Raw genomic sequence first — 17,064 nt, 5'->3', positions numbered from 1 at the left:
GGCGGCCTTGACGATGTTGTGCAGGCGCAGCGGGCTCAGCGTGTCGACGATGTCTGCGACGCGGCGGTCGACGATGCCGGCGGCTTCTTCGGACAGTTCCCTGCAGGCCGTCGCGATGTTGCAGGCCCTCCACGCGGTGGCGTGCCCCGACAAGACCTGAGCCCAGATCCTGGGGAGGCGGTGGCGCAGGGCGAGGGCCTGGCCCATGTATTTGGCGGCCGAGGTGGTACTACGGCCGATCATCACCCCGAACTCGGCCACCGCGAACTCGGCAACACTCGGGCACCCGGACCCGCCGTAGACCCTGCTCTGCTCACCGCCGGGAACCAACTCGTGGTCAGAGACAGTGGCTGTGCCGGGATGGAGATCGGCGAAGTGCAGGCCGTGGCGCAGTATCTCGACATCGATCCAGTTGCGCTGGACGTGCAGCTCACCGACCGAGGAGAGCGTCTCCCGGGCCGTGTACTCGCTGACATCAAGCGACTCGAACATGCATTCGATATTACGCTGAGTAGACCTGAGTTGCCAAATCGCGATCGCCGCATATCGCGTTGCATGCAAGCCGGTTCCACCGAGGCAAGATCCGGAGGATGGCGCTCACAGCGTGCCCCGATCACGCTCTGCGATCATCTGGCCCGCGCCGGTCTACCCGGACCCGATTCGGGCGACCGTCCACCTCACACGCCGATGAAACGCGGCTCTGCCGGCGAGCCCTGACGGAGCAGTTCGTCCAGTAGGTAGGCGAGATCGCGGGGCGACAGGAAGGCCGGGCCTTGGTGCGCCCGAAGCTCGGCAAGGGTCCACCACCGATGCCCGTGCACGCTCTCGGCCTGCAGTTCGGCGTCGGACAACGAGCCGGCCGGGGTGAACGAGTCGACCCGGATCAGGAAGTAGTCGTTGATGACTCCGTCATAGCCCCCGGCGTAGGCGTGGCCAACGGCTTCTTGGTGCCAGATACGGGGTGCGTCAGCGGGCACTTCGAGGCCGATCTCCTCGTCGAGTTCGCGAGCCAGCCCTTCCCGCAACGACTCCCCCGCCTCGACGCCACCACCCGGCGCAGCCCAGACGACCTTGCCCCCGTCGAACTCGAAACGCATCAGCAGGATCCGGTCCTGGGCGTCCAGCACGACGCCGCGTGCGGCAGGCCGTAGGTTCGGCGCCGGGAGCTCCAGCTCGTACTCCACGTTCTTCTCGCGTGCGACGAAACCGAAGCGGGCGTTGACCTTCTGCATCGCGGTGTTCGTCTCGGCCGTCCAGGTGTGCAGCCATTTCTGGGCCGTCCGGTGCTCGGCCAGTTGTTCGAGATTGGCCACCTTCAGCTGGGCGCCGAGGTTGTGGCCGCGGTGGTCGCGCAGTACCAGGGTGTCCAGTTGCTGCGCGTTGTCCGGGTCGGTCAGCGGCAGGTACATCACCGTGTAGCCGGCCGGGCGGCCGTCAGGCGTGCGCGCCACCACCATCAGCGAGAGGTAGCTCTTGGCGGCTCGCTCTTCGGTCTCGCGAAGCTCGTCGACGGTCCAGACCTTCGGCTCCCTCGTCATTCCGCCGGTCGGGACGTCGCGCTCCATCGCGGTCCGCAGCTCGGCGTACACCGGCAGGTACTCCTCCGGGCACGGCCCCGCCCAGGAGATCAGCTCGTAGCCCTCCAGCGGCTCCAGCTCCACCCCGTGCTGATACGGCAGCGGTACGACGAGGTGGTCCTCGACGTGCTCGATCGCGAACCCGAGCTTCGTCGCGAACAGAGAGCCTGGCCAGGTCTCGGTGGTGAAACCGTCCGGGATAGCGAGCTCCGCCTGGTAGATCGTCCGGCCGAGCGAGGCGGCCCGGGATCTCGCCCAGCCCCACAGCTCCGTACCGATCCCCCGCCGGCGCTCGGCGGGCAGTACGTCGATCTCCACCGCCACCGCGTCGAAGTCGGTCGTCAGGTTGTACTCGAAGAGCAGCGCGCCGACGACCCGCTCCCCCTCGTACGCCGATACGGCCAGCCGGGTCTTGAGCGGGTTCGGGGTGCGGAGCGAGTTCGCCATCGCGTCGTGGCTGAAGACGATCGGCACCTCACGATCGGCGATCGCGCCGGCCCGCAGTACGTCGTACCAGGCGTCGAAGCCGGTCTTGTCGTGTGGGTCGATCTCGCGCACGGTGATCACGCCCAGAGCCAATCAGCTCTGGGCGTGTCACACCACTGGATTAGCGGGTAGCGCGGTTGATCGCCGAGACGACCGCCTTCAACGAGGCGGTCAGGATGTTGGCGTCGCGGCCGACACCCCAGTAGACCTCGTCGCCGACCTCGCACTCGACGTACGCCGCGGCCATGGCGTCACCACCGGCCGAGAGCGCGTGCTCGTGGTAGTCCAGCACCCGTACGTCGTACTTCAGCGGCTTGATCGCGTCGACGAAGGCCGACACCGGGCCGTTGCCCTCGCCAACCAACTCGTGCGGGACGCCGCCGGAGTACACTTGGACGCGGAGGGCGTCGTTCTGGCCCTCGCCCGAGGTCGAGTTCACCGTCAGCAGCGACAGCTTGCCCGGCGCCAGGTACTCCGCCTCGAAGATGTCCCACATCTGCTGCGGGCCGACCTCGCCACCCTCGGCGTCGGTGTGCTGCTGGATCACCCGGCTGAACTCGATCTGCAGCCGGCGCGGCAGGTCGAGGCGGTGCTCCGACTTCATGATGTACGCGACGCCGCCCTTGCCGGACTGCGAGTTGACCCGGATGACCGCCTCGTACGACCGGCCGACGTCCTTCGGGTCGATCGGCAGGTACGGCGCCTCCCAGTGGATCCGGCCGACCGGGATGCCCTCGGCCGCGGCCTGCTTGTCGAGCGCCTCCAGGCCCTTCTTGATCGCGTCCTGATGCGAACCCGAGAAGGCGGTGTAGACCAGGTCACCGGCGTAAGGCTGCCGCTCGGGGACGCGCATCTGGGTGCAGTACTCGACGGTGCGGCGGATCTCGTCGATATCGGAGAAGTCGATCTGCGGGTCGATGCCCTGGCTGAACAGGTTCATCCCCAGCGTGACCAGGTCGACGTTCCCGGTCCGTTCGCCGTGGCCGAACAGGCAGCCCTCGACCCGGTCGCCGCCGGCCATCAACGCCAGCTCGGTCGCGGCCACCGCAGTACCGCGGTCATTGTGCGGGTGCAGGCTGATCGTGCTGTGCTCACGCCGGGTCAGGTTGCGGCCGAACCACTCGATCTGGTCGGCGTACACGTTCGGGGTCGACATCTCGACGGTGGCCGGCAGGTTGAGGATGATCTCGCGACCCTCGGCGGGCTGCCAGACGTCGCTGACCGCCTCGCACACGTCCAGCGAGAACTCCAGCTCGGTACTGGTGAAGATCTCCGGGCTGTACTGGTACCCGAACTCGCAGTCGCCCAGCATCTCGTCGGCGTACTTCATCACGGTCTCGGTGCCCCGTACTGCGATGTTGCGGCACTCGGCCTTGTCCACGTTGAACACGACCCGGCGAAACAGCGGCGCGGTCGCGTTGTACAGGTGGATGGTGGCCTTCGGGGAACCCTGCAGCGACTGTACGGTCCGCTCGATCAGCTCCTCGCGCGCCTGCGTCAGCACCGAGATGGTGACGTCCTCGGGGATCGCGTCGCCCTCGATCAGGCTGCGGACGAAGTCGAAGTCGTACTGGCTGGCGCTGGGGAAACCGACCTCGATCTCCTTGTAGCCCATCCGCACCAGCAGGTCGAACATCCGCCGCTTGCGGGCCGGCGACATCGGCTCGACCAGTGCCTGGTTGCCGTCGCGCAGGTCGGTGGACAGCCAGCGCGGCGTCGCGTCGACCGACTTGGCCGGCCACGTGCGGTCAGGCAGCTGGATCGGCGGGAACGCGCTGTAGCGCCCGATCGGCATACCAGAGGTCTGCTGGACGGGCTTGGGCTGATTCTTCGGTGCCATGAGTGCGGGTTCTCCTCGCGGGATTTACAGCAGGGTCAGATTCGACCGGCGAGGCGCCAAAGAGGATGGCGAAACTCCGCGGCGAGGAAACCGGCCTACGTCAGGCCTCGCCGCGGCAGCGAAGGAGAAGAAGCTGGTGCCGCATGATGCCTGCGAGTCTATGCACAACCCCATCCGCAGGTCGAACCAGGGGTCTCGCACACCGAGACGGAGAGTCACCGGGAGTGACACCCGATCAGCGCCGGATCACGCCTCCTCGAGCTCGGACTCCTGCCACTTGCGTTCGATCAGGCGCAGCAGTGCCGGGTAGACGAAGAGGTACCGGAAGGGTTTGATCGCAGCCATATAGGCGGCTCCGCGGCGGCCGTTGGGTTTCACCAGGACGGCCATCTGACCGCGGTAACCGCCAGTGCCGTCGGGGACCCAGCTGAGGTGCAGGACTCCGTGCACTGTCCGGTTCGCCATCTCGGCGGCCCACTCGTCGTCGAGCTGGTAGAGCGGATCGAAGGGCAGCTCGCCGAGGTCCGGGCCGGTCGGCGCCGTGCGCAGATCGTCCGGGAAGCGATCGCGCAGCGTCGGCACCCTCGCACCGAGACCGCCGTCCTCGTCATCCCAGCCGAAGACCCGGCCAAGCTTCCAACGGGCCTCCCACAGCACGCGGACGATTCCCGGCGCACCCGCTGGGAAGCCGCTGCCGCTGAACTGGGCGAGGAGGCGCGGAAACTCGCCTGGACCACCCGGCGTCGGCAGTGCCCAGACGTCTTCGACGGTGAAATCCGGTGTCAGCTCGTGGATCCGCCAGGGCTTCGCAGTGTGGGCGGTGAGCGGGAGTCTCATCTCTGCCTCCAGGATCTATACGCTTCCGTATAGATCGAAGCTAGCAAGATCTGTACGGTTGCGTACAGACCTGACCCCGGTGATCGGAGACACATTCGTGGCCATCGCTCGCACCCCTCGCTCGCAGTGGATCGACGAGGGACTGCGCACCCTCGCCGCCGGCGGTCCGGAGGCCGTCCGGGTGGAGGCGCTGGCGCAGGCGCTCGGCGTCACCAAGGGCGGCTTCTACGGGTACTTCGCGAACCGTGGCGCGCTGCTCGACGAGATGCTCGACAGCTGGGAGCTGGGCACCACCGAAGAGCTGATCGACCAGGTCGAGAGCGACGGCGGCGACGCGGTGGCCAGAATCCGCCGGCTGATCGCGATCGTCGCCTCTGCCGACCGGATCACCACCACTGTGACCATCGACCTGGCCATCCGCGACTGGGCGCGGCGCGACCCGGCGGTCGCTGATCGCCTCCGCCGCGTCGACAACCGCCGGATGGCCTACCTGCGCGAACTGTTCGCCGCGTTCTGCCCCGACCCCGCAGACGTCGAGACCCGCTGCCTGCTCGTCTACTCGCTCTACATCGGCAACCATTTCATCGCCGCCGACCACGGCTCGCAGACCCGCGCCGAGGTCCTCGAGCACACTCGTAACTGGTTGCTTGCCCGAAATAACTAGGCTTCAGGTATGACCTCAGAGCTTCTCGGCAAGACCGGCCTTGGTGTGCTCGTCACGATCAAGCGGGACGGCCGTCCTCAGCTGTCCAACATCACCTACTTGTACGACGGCGAGCGAATCCGCATCTCGCTCACCGATGGCCGGGCCAAGACCAAGAACCTGCGTCGCGATCCCCGCGCGAGCCTGTATGTCAACGGGCCGAACGGCCGGTCGTACCTGGTGGTGGAGGGCAAGGCCGAGCTCACCGCAGTGGCAGCTGACGAGCACGACGACACCGTCGAGCAACTGGTCACCTACTACCGCGAGGCCTCTGGTGAGCACCCCGACTGGGACGACTATCGCCGCGCCATGGTCGCCGACCAGCGGCTGCTCTTCACGATGACCGTCGAGCATGCTTACGGCATGCCTGCTCCCACCCTCGCGTAGTCGCGATAGCGCCGCGGAGCCATTCCATTGACTCGCTTGAAGGCGTTGCTGAAGGCGCTGTCGGAGGTGTAGCCGAGCGAGCGGGCGAGGGGTGGACATCGGGGTGTCCTCCTCCTCACGCAGCACTCGCTCGGCCAGCCTCATCCGCCAGTTGGTCAGGTACGTCAGCGGCGGTACACCGGCCACCGACCGGAACCGCCGTGGATAAATGACTCGCGGTGACCGCCCTCCACCCCGCACTCTGGACTCGTGGACATCACCAGACTTGAACCCGACGACGCCGCCGGTTGCGCGGCCGCCGTGGAGTTGCTGATCGCGACGCACGCCGTCGACTGCCCGGCCGCCCTGCTGTCGACCCCGGCCGGTTTCGCGGCGAGCCTCCGCTACGGCTGGGACGGCGACCCGGGCCGCACCTACCTGGCCCGGGACGAGAGCGGGGCCCTGGTGGGCCTGCTCCAGTTCTTCGCGCCGACCTATGACAACACCAACGTGGTGTGGATCGAGGTCGAGGTGCATCCTGACCATCGGAGCCGTGGCATCGGCAGCGAGCTGGTCCGGTACGCCGAGCAGGTGGCCGGTGAGCTCGGCCGGACGTCGTTCGGCCTCGCGGGCTGGGACCTGCCGAAGGCGGTCGCGTTCGCGAAGCGGCACGGCTTCGAGCAGAAGGCGGTCGAGGTGAACCGCCGCCAGGACATCGCCAACCTGGACTGGACGACCGTGCAGAAGCTGTACGACGAGGCCGTGCTCGCGTCGGCGGACTACGAACTGGTCCGGATCACCGACGTGCTGCCCGAGGAGATGCTCGACGACATGGTCGCGATCACCGCCTCGATCAACGACGCGCCGAAGGACGACCTCGACATCGAGGACGACGTCTTCACGCCCCAGCGGCTGCGTGGCTACGAGGAGTCCCGGCGAGGGCACAACCAGAATCTCTACCGGGTGATCGCCCGCCATCGGACGACCGGCGAGCTGGCCGGCCACTCGGTGGTCACGGTGGAGCGCGAGCGTCCGCAGATCGCGGAGCAGGCCGACACCGCGGTCTCCCGCGACCATCGCGGGCACCGCCTGGGAGCCCTGGTGAAGACCGCCATGCTGCTGTGGCTCCGCGAGGCCGAGCCGGCGGTGACCCAGCTCGACACCTGGAACGCCGAGTCCAACGACCACATGATCGCGATCAACGAGCAGCTCAACTACTTCATCATCGCGCGGACGCTCGACTACCAGAAGACGCTCTGAACGCCTTCCGGCAGTAGCCGAGGAACGCCTCACCCCGCCGGGTGAGGCGTCCTCCGCCCGCCCACCCCAGTACGACCGGAGTGGTCGGTACTACGTCCACGAGCGCCCGGGTGACCACCGGCAACCCCTCGTAGCTCAGCTCGACGGCCGGCGTCTGCACGGCGAGCGAATATCCGATGCCCCGGGCAACCAATGCCCGGGCCAGCTCGAAACCCCCGGCCCGGTGCGCCGGCGCCATCTCCACCCCGGCCGCATCGAAGACCGCCTGGAAGTAGCGTTCGCTCGGCGGCACATCCAGCAGCACGAACGGCTCTCCGGCAAGCTCGGCCAGCCGGATCGTCCGCCGCCGGGCCAGCCGATGACCGCCGGGCAGCAGCACCGACGGCGCGCGATCATGCAGTACCACGGTGTCGATGCCGGGCAGCAACTCCTGCTGGTAAAGGAAAGCGAGCTCGCACCGGCCGTCGAGCAACGCGGCCTGCAGATCCGGCAGCGCGCCTTCCACGAAGTCGATCTCCACCCCGGGCTGCACCTCGCGGAACCCGGCGATCGCCAAGGGCAGGTGGAAGGGAGCGATCGGCGCATAGCACCCGATCGTGAGCCGCCCTTCGATCTCCTGACCGAGGCTGCGCGCTCCGGCCCCCAGCTCCGACAACGCGGCCAGCACCTTGCGCCCGTCCGCCACCACCTGCCGCCCGGCCGGGGTCAACCGGGTACCGCGCCGTGCGCCGCGCAGTACGAGGGTGACGTCGAGCGCGCGCTCCAACTCCCCGACCGCGAGCGACACCGCGGACTGCGAGACGTGGCACCGCGCGGCGGCGGCCGTGATCCCGCCGGTCTCGGCGATGGCCACGAGGTACTCGAGCTGACGTGGGGAGACGTTCGGCAGACTCATGAGTTCACTATATGGATGAGCACAGTTTTCCAAGCTGGACTCATGGTTCCCCTCGTGCCACCGTCAAAGGATGGACACCACGACCCGCACCCACACGCACCCGTTCGTGCCGCATCTCCCGCCGCGGGTGCCGACGGAGGACGGACTACGCCGCGGCGAGGAGTTCTACCGCGACCTGGAAGAGCGCCGATCGGTGCGCTGGTTCTCCCCCGACCCGGTCCCGGTCGAGGCGATCGAACTCGCGGTCAGCGCGGCCAACACGGCGCCGAGTGGCGCGCACCATCAGCCGTGGACCTTCGTGGCGACCGACGACCCTGACATCAAGCACCGCGTCCGGCTCGCCGCCGAAGAGGAGGAAAGGCGGTTCTACCGGGACCGGGATGTGCCCCAGTGGCACTCCGCGCTCGCCCGGCTGGAGACCGACGAGCACAAGGAGTTCCTCGACGTCGCCCCCTGGCTGGTGGTGGCGTTCGCGCAGAAGCACACCCCACAGCCCGACGGGAGTCTGCGAAAGAACTACTACGTGTCGGAGAGCGTCGGGATCGCCTGCGGATTCTTCATCGCCGCCCTGCACCGGATGGGTCTCGCGACCCTGACCCACACCCCGAACCCGATGGCCTTCCTCAACCAGGTCCTGGCCCGGCCGAGCACCGAGCGGCCGTACATCCTCTTCCCGGTCGGCTACCCCGCCGACGACTGCGAAGTACCGGCTCTCGACCGGAAACCACTGGCGGAAGCGCTGGTGGTTCTGCGGGACTGAGCCCCCACGGGTTACAGTCACCAAGTGACTAAAGGACGCCCCGCAGTATCCGTGCCGCGCGACGGCGCCGTCAGCCGGAGCCACTCCGCCGCGCAGATCATCGAGGTACTGCGCGACCAGATCGCCCGTGGCGAGCTGCCGCGTGGCTCACGGCTGCCGAGCGAGAAGATGCTCGGCGAGCACTTCATGGTCAGCGCGCCGACGGTCCGGGAGGCGATCCGCGCCCTCGCCGCGCTGGGTCTGGTGGAGTCCCGCCACGGCAGCGGCACCTACGTGACCGCCTACCCGGCGGAGATCGCGCTGTCCTCCCTGGCGACGGCCGCCCAGCTGGAAGGCGCGACCGCCTCCGACATCATCCAGCTGCTGGAGACCCTCAACGTCGGCTCGGTCGACTACGTGATCGAGAACGCCACCGCGGACGACATCGTCCAGCTGGCCAACGCGCGGGACGCCATCGTCGCCGGCCAGACCCGGGAGGAGATCCTGTTCGGGGTCGAGTCCTTCCTGCGAGCCCTTGCGCACGCCGCCCACCGGCCGCTGATGGGGATGTTCGCCGACTTCCTGGTGCGCACCCTGGTGGTACTCGAGATCGAGGTGTTCCCCGAGTCCGAGACCTTCTGGCGGGACTGGACGAACGCCCTCGCGGGACTCCGCGCCGAGATCGTCGAGGCAGTGGCGGCCCGGGACGCGGACCGGCTGCGCCGGGCGGTCAGCGAGTACCACAGCAACGCGACTGGGAAGTTGTCCGGCACCAAGATCGACCGGCAGATGAAGCTGTCCGATCCACGGTTCGCTACCGCGGTGGCCGAGCTGATCATGCGGCGCTGACCACCGCCGCGAAAACTCTCAGGAAATCTCCAGCAGCCAAAGTCACCAAGAGACCTTGACACTTGGTGGCTAGCGGCGCAGGGTGGTGAGCCATCGGAAACCTGGAGGAAACATGAGGCGATGGCCGGCCACCGGCGTACTGCTCGTCGCAGCCGCACTGACATGCGCGGGCTGCAGCTCCACAGGATCGGCCCAGACCGGAGCGGCCCCAGCCGCGGACGGACTCACCCACCTCAAGGTCGGCGTCAGCCCGACGACGGTGTCGGTCGCGGTCTACCTCGCCAAGGACAAGTACTTCGCCGAGCAGGGCCTGGCCGTCGATCTCTCGGTCATCCAGTCCGGCGCGGAGGCAATCCCGCGGCTGCTCAACGGCTCTCTCGACATCGCCCTGGGCGACGCGGTCGGCGCGCTCCAGTCGGCCGGCAACAAGGTGCCGCTGCGGGTGGTCGGGGTGGCGAGCGTTTCGCCCAGCGATCCCGCTCTGGACTACTCGGGGATCGTGACCGGTGACGCCGGTATCACCGACGTCGCGGGGCTCAGCAACCGGACCTTCGCGGTGAACCAGCTCAACGGTGGCGCCCAGCTCACCGCCCTCGCGGCGATCGACGCGAAGGGCGGGGACTCGACGAAGGTGAAGTTCGTCGAACTGCCGTTCCCCCAGATGACCGCCGCGCTGCAGGCCAAGCGGGTCGACGCCGCCTTGATCGTCGAGCCTTTCCTGTCCGCCGGGACCAAGGCCGGTCTGAAGACCGTCCTCGCCCCGCAGGCCTACTCGGTGCCCGGACTGCCTTCGACCCTCTTCGTCTCGTCCGGCAAGTACGCCGACGCCAACGCCGCGGCGATCAGCAAGTTCATGACTGCTGTTTCGGCAGCCGGTAAGGACGCGAACGCCGACTCCGCCAAGGCGCGCGCGGTCGCCGGTACCTTCACCAACCTGCCGGCCGCCACCCTCCAGACGATCAAGATGCCGGTCTTCGCAGAGCAGGCCGCCGACACGTCCGGGATGACGAAGATGCTTGACCTGGCCAACAAGTACCACCTGCTCGCGAAGCAGCCGGACATGGCCGCTGTCCTCGGCAGCGGCAAGTGACCACGGCAGCACTGAGCCCCGCGCTCAGGCGCCCGATGGCCGTGAACAGCGCAGCCCGGCGGCTGGTGGCACTGGCCGTCGCGCTGGGGATCTGGCAGCTCGCGAGCATCTGGCTCGGAGCGGCGACGCTGCCGGGAGTCGGGCCCTGCCTGGCTGCACTCGGCAGGGCAGGCGCAACCGCCGAGCTGTGGCGCGCTGTCTGGGACACGATGTCGGCGACGCTGCTCGGGTTGGCGATCGCGGTGATCGTCGCGGTGCCGCTCGGTGCGGTGCTCGGCTCGGTCCGGTTCGCCGGTCGAAGCTCGCAGGTCGTGGTCGATGTCCTGCGCACCATCCCGCCGGTGACCCTGTTACCGCTGGCTCTGCTGCTGTACGGCCCGACGCTGCAGATGGCGCTGACCCTGGTGATCTACGGAGCGTTCTGGCCGTTGCTCATCCACGGTATTTACGCCGTCCGCGAGGTCGACCCGGTGCAGCGCGATGTGGCGATCAGTTTCCGGTTGCCTGCACTGTTGCGCTGGCGGAAGTTGTTGCTGCCCAGCATCCTGCCGATGACGATCGTCGGCATCAGGATCTCCGCCACGATCGCGTTGCTGCTGGCGCTCACCTCGGAACTGATCGGCGGCGCCCCGGGAATCGGTGAGCGGATCACCGCGGCCCAGCTCACCAACCGGGTCGACGACGCCTACGCGTACATCATCTGCGCCGCGCTGCTCGGCGTCGCGACCAACGCGGCGATGCGGCTGATCGAGCGGCGAGTCATCTCCTGGCACCCGTCCGTCCGACAGGTTGGAGCTGCCCGATGAAACGACGGCTCACAGCCCTCCTGGTCGCCTCGTGGCTTCCGGTGCTGCTGCTGGTGGTCTGGTGGACGGCGAGCGCGAACAGTACGTCGCTGTTCTTCCCGCCGCTGCGGGACATCCTGACCGAGACCCGGCGCCTGTGGCTGTTCGACCACTTCCGCAGCGACCTGCTGCCGAGCCTGGCCACGCTGGCCATGGGGTACACCGTCGCGGTGGTCGGCGGCGTGCTGATCGCCTTGCTGCTGGGCTTCCTTCCGAAGGTGCTCGACGCGATCAGTCCGGAGCTGGAGTTCGTCCGGTCGATGCCGGCCGTCGCGGTACTGCCGGTGGCGGTCATCATGCTCGGGCTCGGCGATCTGATGCGGGTCAGCGTGATCGCGTTCGGCGCGATCTGGCCGGTTCTGCTCAACACACTCGCTGCGGTGTCCGGGACCGACCCGGTACAACGCGACACCGAACGCGCCTTCGGACTCGGCGTGCTGGTGCGGCTGCGGATCCGGCTCGGCGGCGCGGTACCGCAGATCCTCGCGGGCGCCCGGACGAGTCTGGCGATCGCGGTGGTGCTGATCGTGGTGAGCGAGATGCAGGGCTCCGACCGCGGTATCGGCAACTTCGTGCTCGCGGCCCAGCGGTCCTTCGCGATCACCGAGATGTGGACCGGAATGGTCGTTCTCGGCGCCCTCGGCTACCTGCTCAACGTCGCCTTCCGCGCGGTCGAGCAACTGCTGCTGCGCCACCACCCACCCGCCCGCGGCGGACGAGCAGCCCTGGAGGCCCGATGACCAGCCCGGTGGTCGATATCGACAGCGTGGGGCATGACTACGCCACCCGGCAGGGTGTCCAGCAGGTACTTCGGTCGGTGAGCATCCGGGCCTACCCGGGCGAGATGGTCTGCGTGGTCGGTCCGTCCGGCATCGGCAAGACCACCTTGCTGCGGATCATCGCCGGCCTGCAGCGCCCGACGTACGGCACGGTGAGTGTGGCTGGGAAGGTGCTCAACGGCCCGAGTGACTCTGTCGGCCTGGTGTTCCAGGACTACAGCCGGTCGCTCTATCCGTGGCTGTCGGTGCTGGACAACGTCGGCCTCCCACTTCGCGCGGGACTGTCCCGGGTGGAGCGACTCGAGCGCAGCCGGGCCGCGATCCACGAGGTCGGGCTCGATGCCGCCGAAGCAAAGCGCCCGTGGGAGCTGTCCGGCGGCATGCAGCAACGCGTCGCCATCGCGCGAGCGGTGGCCTACCGTCCCGCAGTACTGCTGATGGACGAGCCGTTCGCCTCGGTCGACGCGCAGACCCGGAGCGACCTGGAGGACCTCACCCTGCGGGTCCGGGACGACTTCGGGCAGACCGTCGTCCTGATCACCCACGACGTCGACGAAGCCGTCTACCTGGCCGACCGGATCGTCGTGCTGCACGGCTCCCCGGCCCGGGTCATCGCCGAGATCCCGGTGCCGTTCGGTCCACGGGACCAACTGGAGACGCGGGGCGGGGCCGAGTTCGCCCGGATCCGGTCCCAGGTCCACCGCCTGATCCGGTTCGGCGCATCCGAAGTACTGACCAGCGAGGAGATCCCATGCGTTTCGTGACGTACTGCGGCAACGGCCGCCCCGCCCTCGGCGTACAGACACCGGACGGTGTCGTCCCGACCGGCCACACCGATCTTCGGGAGTACCTCGAAGCCGGGCCGGCCGCCGCCGATCAGCTCGAGGCACTGCTCGCCTCGGACCCCGCGACCGTGACGCCGGATCGCCTGCTGAGTCCGCTGGCCGATCGGGCCCAGCTGATCTTTGTCGGCGGCAACTACCAGGAACACATCGACGAGGTCGGCCTGACCCGGCTGAAGGAGCCCGTCTACTTCCCGAAACTCTGGTCGTCCGTGCTCGCTCCCGGGGAACCCCTCCGGCCCCCGACAGACGACACCCTGCTCGACTACGAGGTCGAGCTCGCGGTCGTCATCGGCCGGACGGCCCACCGGATCAGCGCCGCGGACGCGCTCGGCCACGTCTTCGGCTACACCGTGGTCAACGACATCTCGGCCCGGGACGTGATGAAACGCGAGCCGATGCAGATCATGCTGAGCAAGAGCGCCGACACCTTCCTGCCGGTCGCGCCGGAGATCGTCACGGCCGACGAGGTCGAGCTGGGCGGCCAGGCGATCACCTGCACGGTCAACGGCGAGTACCGGCAGAAGTCCACCCTGGACAACATGGTCTATTCGATTCCGTACCTGCTGGAGTTCCTGACCCGATCGGTCACGCTGTATCCAGGTGACCTGATCACGACCGGAACACCGGGCGGCGTCGCGATGGGCCGTCCCCAGCTGGACTACCTGCAGGCCGGCGACGTGGTGACCGCCTCGGTCGACGGTGTCGGCCAGGTGACCACGACCGTGGCGGCAGCCCTATGAAAACCGTGGACAAGCCTTCGGAGGTCGAGATGACCAGGCCATACCTCACCGGGATCCATCATCTGAAGGTCCCCGTCACCGACCTGAAAGCCAGTCTGACCTGGTGGGAGCTGGCCTTCGGAGCGGAGCGTCTGCCGAAGCTGGACCACACGGCGCCGGACGACAAGGTCTTCGGCTACATCCTGCGCGTCCCGGGAATCGAGGAGCCGATCGAGCTCCGGCTCGACCCGGAGGCGGCGAAGGCGATGACCCGTCTGGACCCGATCACCTTCACCGCGGACACGCTGGCCGACCTGGGCGAGTTCGAGTCGCTCTGCGAACAGGCCGGCATCAGGCACTCGCCGGTACTGCGGGGCCTGATCGGCTGGCTGCTCGTGCTGGCCACCCCCGACGACCTGTACCTGCGGATCCACACCCGCGAGACGCACGAATGGGACCTCGCGAACGCGGACCTGCACTCCCCCTGGATATCCCCTCCCCGCTGACCGATCCCACCACCTGATCAGGAGATGCTGTGTTCCGTTTCAGAAAATCCGCGGTAGTCGCAGTAGCAGCCTTGTCCGCGACGGCAGTCTGGGTGCCACCGGCGTCCGCTGCGACGGCAGAGCAGACGGCCATCACCGGCCAGACGTTCTGGCGAGGCGACCAGACTGCCGCGAACAAAGCCCTGGTGACGTACTTCTACGAGCAGTTGTTCAACCAGGGCAACCTCTCGGTGATCGACGCCTATGTCGCCCCGACCTACATCCAGCACAATCCCTTCGCCCCGGACGGTCCGGAGGCGCTGCGAGCGTTGATCACCCGCCAGAAGCAGAACAATCCGCAGCAGCACAACACGGTCAGCCAGGTCATCGCCGACGGCGACCTCGTGCTGGTGCACAGCACCTCGAGGCCCACACCGGATGCCCTCGGCACCGATGTCGTCGACGTGTTCCGCGTCAGCAAGGGCAAGCTCGTCGAGCACTGGGACACCTTCCAGCCTGTGTCGGCCACCCCCACGAAGCCGTTCCACAAGGATCCGCACGCGATCGTGTCGAAGCCGATGGTGGTCGCCCAGGGCGAATTGGTTGCCGTTCGCTACCACTACCAGAAGAACAGGGCCGATCTCGGCCAGGCCGTCGTCGAGATCTACCGGGTCCGGCACGGCCGGATCGTCCAGCGCTGGACCGTGGTGCAGAACGTGCCGCCCACCTCGGCCAACAGCAACACGATGTTCTGACCGGCTGGGCCTAGCGACACACCACTAGGCGGCGACGGGCTCGATGATGCTGACCGCCATCCGGTTGCTGACGCTCCAGCCCAGTCGCTCGTACAGCCGGATCGCGCTCGTGTTGGTCGCGCCGGTGTGCAGGAACGGGCGACCGCCGTCGGCCTCGATGCCGGCGGCGACGGCCCGGATCAGCCGGCTGGCCAGCCCCTGACCCCGGTACGCCGGGTTGGTGCAGACCGCGCTGATCTCGACGTACCCGGGCAGGCGATAGCGCTCACCGGCCATCGCGATCAACTCGCCGTCACGGCGCAGGCCCAGGTAGCGCCCGCACTCGATGGTCCGCGCGCGGAACGGGCCCGGCTCGGTCAGAGCGGTCAGAGCGATCATCTCCGGGACGTCATCGAGCCCGAGGACGACCGTCTCCGGGTCCTCGATGCCGAACGCGTCCGGCGCCACGAACTGGACCAGGCCGAATTGCCGGCCGAGCTTGAAGTTCTCGGGAAGCGTGAACTCCGGACGCTTCACAGCGGCGCTGTTGCCGACCCCGAGCAGCTCGGCGGCATCCGCCCAGTCCTGCTCGGTCAGGTCGTCCGGCAGGCCGAGGAACGGCGCCACCTCGACCTGGAAGCGCCGGACCCGGCCCCGGGCGTCAGCCAGGTGCGCCTGCGGACCCGTCAGGGCGTAGTACGCCGGATTGGTCAGTACGTCGACAGCCCGACCCACGTCAGAACCCGAGTTTGCGCAGGTGCTTGGCGTCGGTCTGCCAGTTCTTCGCGATCTTGACGTGCAGATCGAGGTAGACCGGCGTGCCGAGCAGGGCCTCGATCTGGCGGCGGGCGTTGGCGCCGACATCGCGCAGCCGGGCGCCCTTGTGCCCGATGATGATGCCCTTCTGGCTGTCCCGCTCGAGGTAGAGGTTCGCGTAGATGTCGAGCAGCGGCTTGTCGTCCGGCCGGCCCTCGCGCAGCCCCATCTCGTCGATGGTGACGGCGATCGAGTGCGGCAGCTCGTCCCGGACGCCTTCGAGCGCGGCCTCGCGGATCAGCTCGCCGACCAGGATCTCCTCCGGCTCGTCCGTCACGTCGCCGTCCGGATAGAGCGGATGGCCGACCGGCAGGAACTTCACCAGCTCGTCCGCGACGACGTCGATCTGGTACCCCGAGGTGGCCGACACCGGTACGACCGACGCCCACTCGATCCCGACGGACTCCCCCAGCGTCTGGATCTCGGACAGGTGCTCGATCATCCGCTCGGGCGAGACCAGGTCGGCCTTGGTCGCCAGCGCGACCTTCGGCGTCTTGGCCACCTTGGCGGCCTCGGTGACCAGGAACCGGTCGCCAGGGCCGATCTTGTCACTGGCCGGCAGGCAGATGCCGATCACGTCGACCTCGGCCCAGGTGGTCTTGACGATGTCGTTGAGCCGCTCGCCGAGCAGCGTCCGCGGCTTGTGCAGCCCGGGGGTGTCGACCAGGATCAGCTGCGCGTCCGCGCGGTGCACGATGCCCCGGACGGCGTGCCGGGTGGTCTGCGGCTTCGACGAGGTGATCACGATCTTCTGCCCGACCAGGGCGTTCGTGAGCGTCGACTTGCCCGCGTTCGGCCGGCCGACGAAACAGGCGAAACCGGACTTGAACTCCGCGACCACGTTCTCGGTCGAGTTCTCAGGTGTGGACGACATCACGAACCTCTCCGTTGCCATCAGCAACGACTACCGGAAGAGCGGCACCGCCGAAATAGCGGACCACCTCGACATCGAGCTGGGCGGCCTCGTGGTCGGTGACCACGGCCGCAGCCTCGATGCCTTTGACACCTGACGATACGGCCATCGCCACCGCGAGCTGCAATGCGCTCAGCAGCACGGTGTCCAGCTGGACCGTGCAGGCGGCGTACGTGCGGCCGTCGGTGTCCCGCACTGCGGCGCCTTCGGCGGCACGAGTACGGGCCCGGGCAGCACGCGCGAGGGTGACCAGTTTGGCGTCCTCGGCCGTGAGATCGGCAGGCAA

20 protein-coding genes are annotated in these 17,064 nt (G+C 68.1%); 12 read left to right on the top strand and 8 right to left on the bottom strand.

Going from position 1 to position 17,064, the window contains the following annotated elements; genetic code table 11:
* The 4 genes from G3I17_RS30110 to G3I17_RS30095 form a co-directional block, all read right to left on the bottom strand.
* A partial coding sequence (locus tag G3I17_RS30110) for a hypothetical protein (protein ID WP_203590957.1) occupies positions 1–492 on the bottom strand: 492 nt, incomplete at its 3' end.
* Between the two features lie 185 nt (positions 493–677).
* The gene (locus tag G3I17_RS42310) at positions 678–2,144 is read right to left on the bottom strand and encodes a GNAT family N-acetyltransferase (RefSeq protein ID WP_164600990.1); all 1,467 of its coding nucleotides are present in this window, start codon (positions 2,142–2,144) and stop codon (positions 678–680) included.
* 40 nt (positions 2,145–2,184) lie between these two features.
* A complete protein-coding gene (gene leuA, locus G3I17_RS30100; RefSeq protein ID WP_164600989.1) occupies positions 2,185–3,903 on the bottom strand; it encodes a 2-isopropylmalate synthase in 1,719 nt (572 codons plus the stop codon).
* Between the two features lie 246 nt (positions 3,904–4,149).
* The gene (locus tag G3I17_RS30095) at positions 4,150–4,740 is read right to left on the bottom strand and encodes a DUF2867 domain-containing protein (RefSeq protein ID WP_164600988.1); all 591 of its coding nucleotides are present in this window, start codon (positions 4,738–4,740) and stop codon (positions 4,150–4,152) included.
* A gap of 97 nt (positions 4,741–4,837) precedes the next feature.
* Between G3I17_RS30095 and G3I17_RS30090 the strand changes: the two genes are divergently transcribed.
* From G3I17_RS30090 to G3I17_RS30075, 3 genes are all read left to right on the top strand, one after another.
* Positions 4,838–5,404: a TetR/AcrR family transcriptional regulator gene (locus G3I17_RS30090; protein ID WP_164600987.1), complete on the top strand. Its 567-nt coding sequence runs from the start codon at positions 4,838–4,840 to the stop codon at positions 5,402–5,404.
* A gap of 9 nt (positions 5,405–5,413) precedes the next feature.
* The gene (locus G3I17_RS30085) at positions 5,414–5,830 is read left to right on the top strand and encodes a PPOX class F420-dependent oxidoreductase (protein WP_164600986.1); all 417 of its coding nucleotides are present in this window, start codon (positions 5,414–5,416) and stop codon (positions 5,828–5,830) included.
* A 249-nt stretch (positions 5,831–6,079) separates the two neighbouring features.
* Entirely contained in the window at positions 6,080–7,069 is a 990-nt protein-coding gene (locus tag G3I17_RS30075) for a GNAT family N-acetyltransferase (RefSeq protein WP_203590956.1), read from the top strand.
* Here the strand turns inward: G3I17_RS30075 and G3I17_RS30070 are convergent.
* Entirely contained in the window at positions 7,032–7,964 is a 933-nt protein-coding gene (locus tag G3I17_RS30070; protein ID WP_164600985.1) for a LysR family transcriptional regulator, read from the bottom strand. The genes G3I17_RS30075 and G3I17_RS30070 overlap by 38 nt on opposite strands.
* 70 nt (positions 7,965–8,034) lie before the next feature.
* On the opposite strand from G3I17_RS30070, the gene G3I17_RS30065 reads away from it, so the two are divergent.
* The 9 genes from G3I17_RS30065 (at position 8,035) to G3I17_RS30025 (ending at position 15,070) form a co-directional block, all read left to right on the top strand.
* On the top strand, positions 8,035–8,724 hold the full coding sequence (locus tag G3I17_RS30065) for a nitroreductase family protein (RefSeq protein WP_164600984.1): 690 nt from the start codon (positions 8,035–8,037) through the stop codon (positions 8,722–8,724).
* A 24-nt stretch (positions 8,725–8,748) separates the two neighbouring features.
* Positions 8,749–9,552 (top strand): GntR family transcriptional regulator, encoded by an 804-nt coding sequence (locus G3I17_RS30060; RefSeq protein ID WP_164600983.1) that lies wholly within the window; start codon positions 8,749–8,751, stop codon positions 9,550–9,552.
* Between the two features lie 112 nt (positions 9,553–9,664).
* A complete protein-coding gene (locus G3I17_RS30055; RefSeq protein WP_164600982.1) occupies positions 9,665–10,642 on the top strand; it encodes an ABC transporter substrate-binding protein in 978 nt (325 codons plus the stop codon).
* Positions 10,639–11,448, top strand: a complete 810-nt coding sequence (locus G3I17_RS30050; protein WP_203590955.1) for an ABC transporter permease subunit — start codon at positions 10,639–10,641, stop codon at positions 11,446–11,448. Before G3I17_RS30055 ends, G3I17_RS30050 begins: the two co-directional genes overlap by 4 nt.
* The gene (locus G3I17_RS30045) at positions 11,445–12,227 is read left to right on the top strand and encodes an ABC transporter permease subunit (RefSeq protein WP_164600980.1); all 783 of its coding nucleotides are present in this window, start codon (positions 11,445–11,447) and stop codon (positions 12,225–12,227) included. The genes G3I17_RS30050 and G3I17_RS30045 overlap by 4 nt, the downstream gene beginning before the upstream one ends.
* Positions 12,224–13,030 carry an ABC transporter ATP-binding protein gene (locus G3I17_RS30040; RefSeq protein ID WP_164600979.1) on the top strand — a complete coding sequence of 269 codons (807 nt, stop codon included), beginning with the start codon at positions 12,224–12,226 and terminating at the stop codon, positions 13,028–13,030. Before G3I17_RS30045 ends, G3I17_RS30040 begins: the two co-directional genes overlap by 4 nt.
* Positions 13,018–13,851 carry a fumarylacetoacetate hydrolase family protein gene (locus tag G3I17_RS30035; RefSeq protein WP_164600978.1) on the top strand — a complete coding sequence of 278 codons (834 nt, stop codon included), beginning with the start codon at positions 13,018–13,020 and terminating at the stop codon, positions 13,849–13,851. Before G3I17_RS30040 ends, G3I17_RS30035 begins: the two co-directional genes overlap by 13 nt.
* Positions 13,852–13,880: 29 nt before the next feature.
* Positions 13,881–14,336, top strand: coding sequence for a VOC family protein (locus tag G3I17_RS30030; RefSeq protein ID WP_164600977.1), 456 nt, complete (start codon positions 13,881–13,883; stop codon positions 14,334–14,336).
* Between the two features lie 29 nt (positions 14,337–14,365).
* Entirely contained in the window at positions 14,366–15,070 is a 705-nt protein-coding gene (locus tag G3I17_RS30025) for a nuclear transport factor 2 family protein (protein WP_343238459.1), read from the top strand.
* A 24-nt stretch (positions 15,071–15,094) separates the two neighbouring features.
* On the opposite strand, the gene G3I17_RS30020 is transcribed toward G3I17_RS30025, so the two are convergent.
* Genes G3I17_RS30020 through G3I17_RS30010 form a run of 3 tightly spaced genes read right to left on the bottom strand, consistent with a single transcriptional unit; the run spans position 15,095 to position 17,064 of the window.
* Positions 15,095–15,784, bottom strand: coding sequence for a GNAT family N-acetyltransferase (locus G3I17_RS30020; RefSeq protein ID WP_164600976.1), 690 nt, complete (start codon positions 15,782–15,784; stop codon positions 15,095–15,097).
* A 1-nt stretch (position 15,785) separates the two neighbouring features.
* Positions 15,786–16,739 carry a GTPase Era gene (gene era, locus G3I17_RS30015; protein ID WP_164600975.1) on the bottom strand — a complete coding sequence of 318 codons (954 nt, stop codon included), beginning with the start codon at positions 16,737–16,739 and terminating at the stop codon, positions 15,786–15,788.
* On the bottom strand, positions 16,723–17,064 hold the full coding sequence (locus tag G3I17_RS30010) for a cytidine deaminase (RefSeq protein WP_164600974.1): 342 nt from the start codon (positions 17,062–17,064) through the stop codon (positions 16,723–16,725). Before G3I17_RS30010 ends, era begins: the two co-directional genes overlap by 17 nt.

It is taken from the genome of Streptomyces sp. SID13031 (assembly GCF_010548305.1).
GTDB lineage: Bacteria > Actinomycetota > Actinomycetes > Propionibacteriales > Kribbellaceae > Kribbella.
The sequence above is the reverse complement of the archived record's forward strand: the minus strand, read 5'-3'. Positions and strand labels throughout refer to the sequence as shown.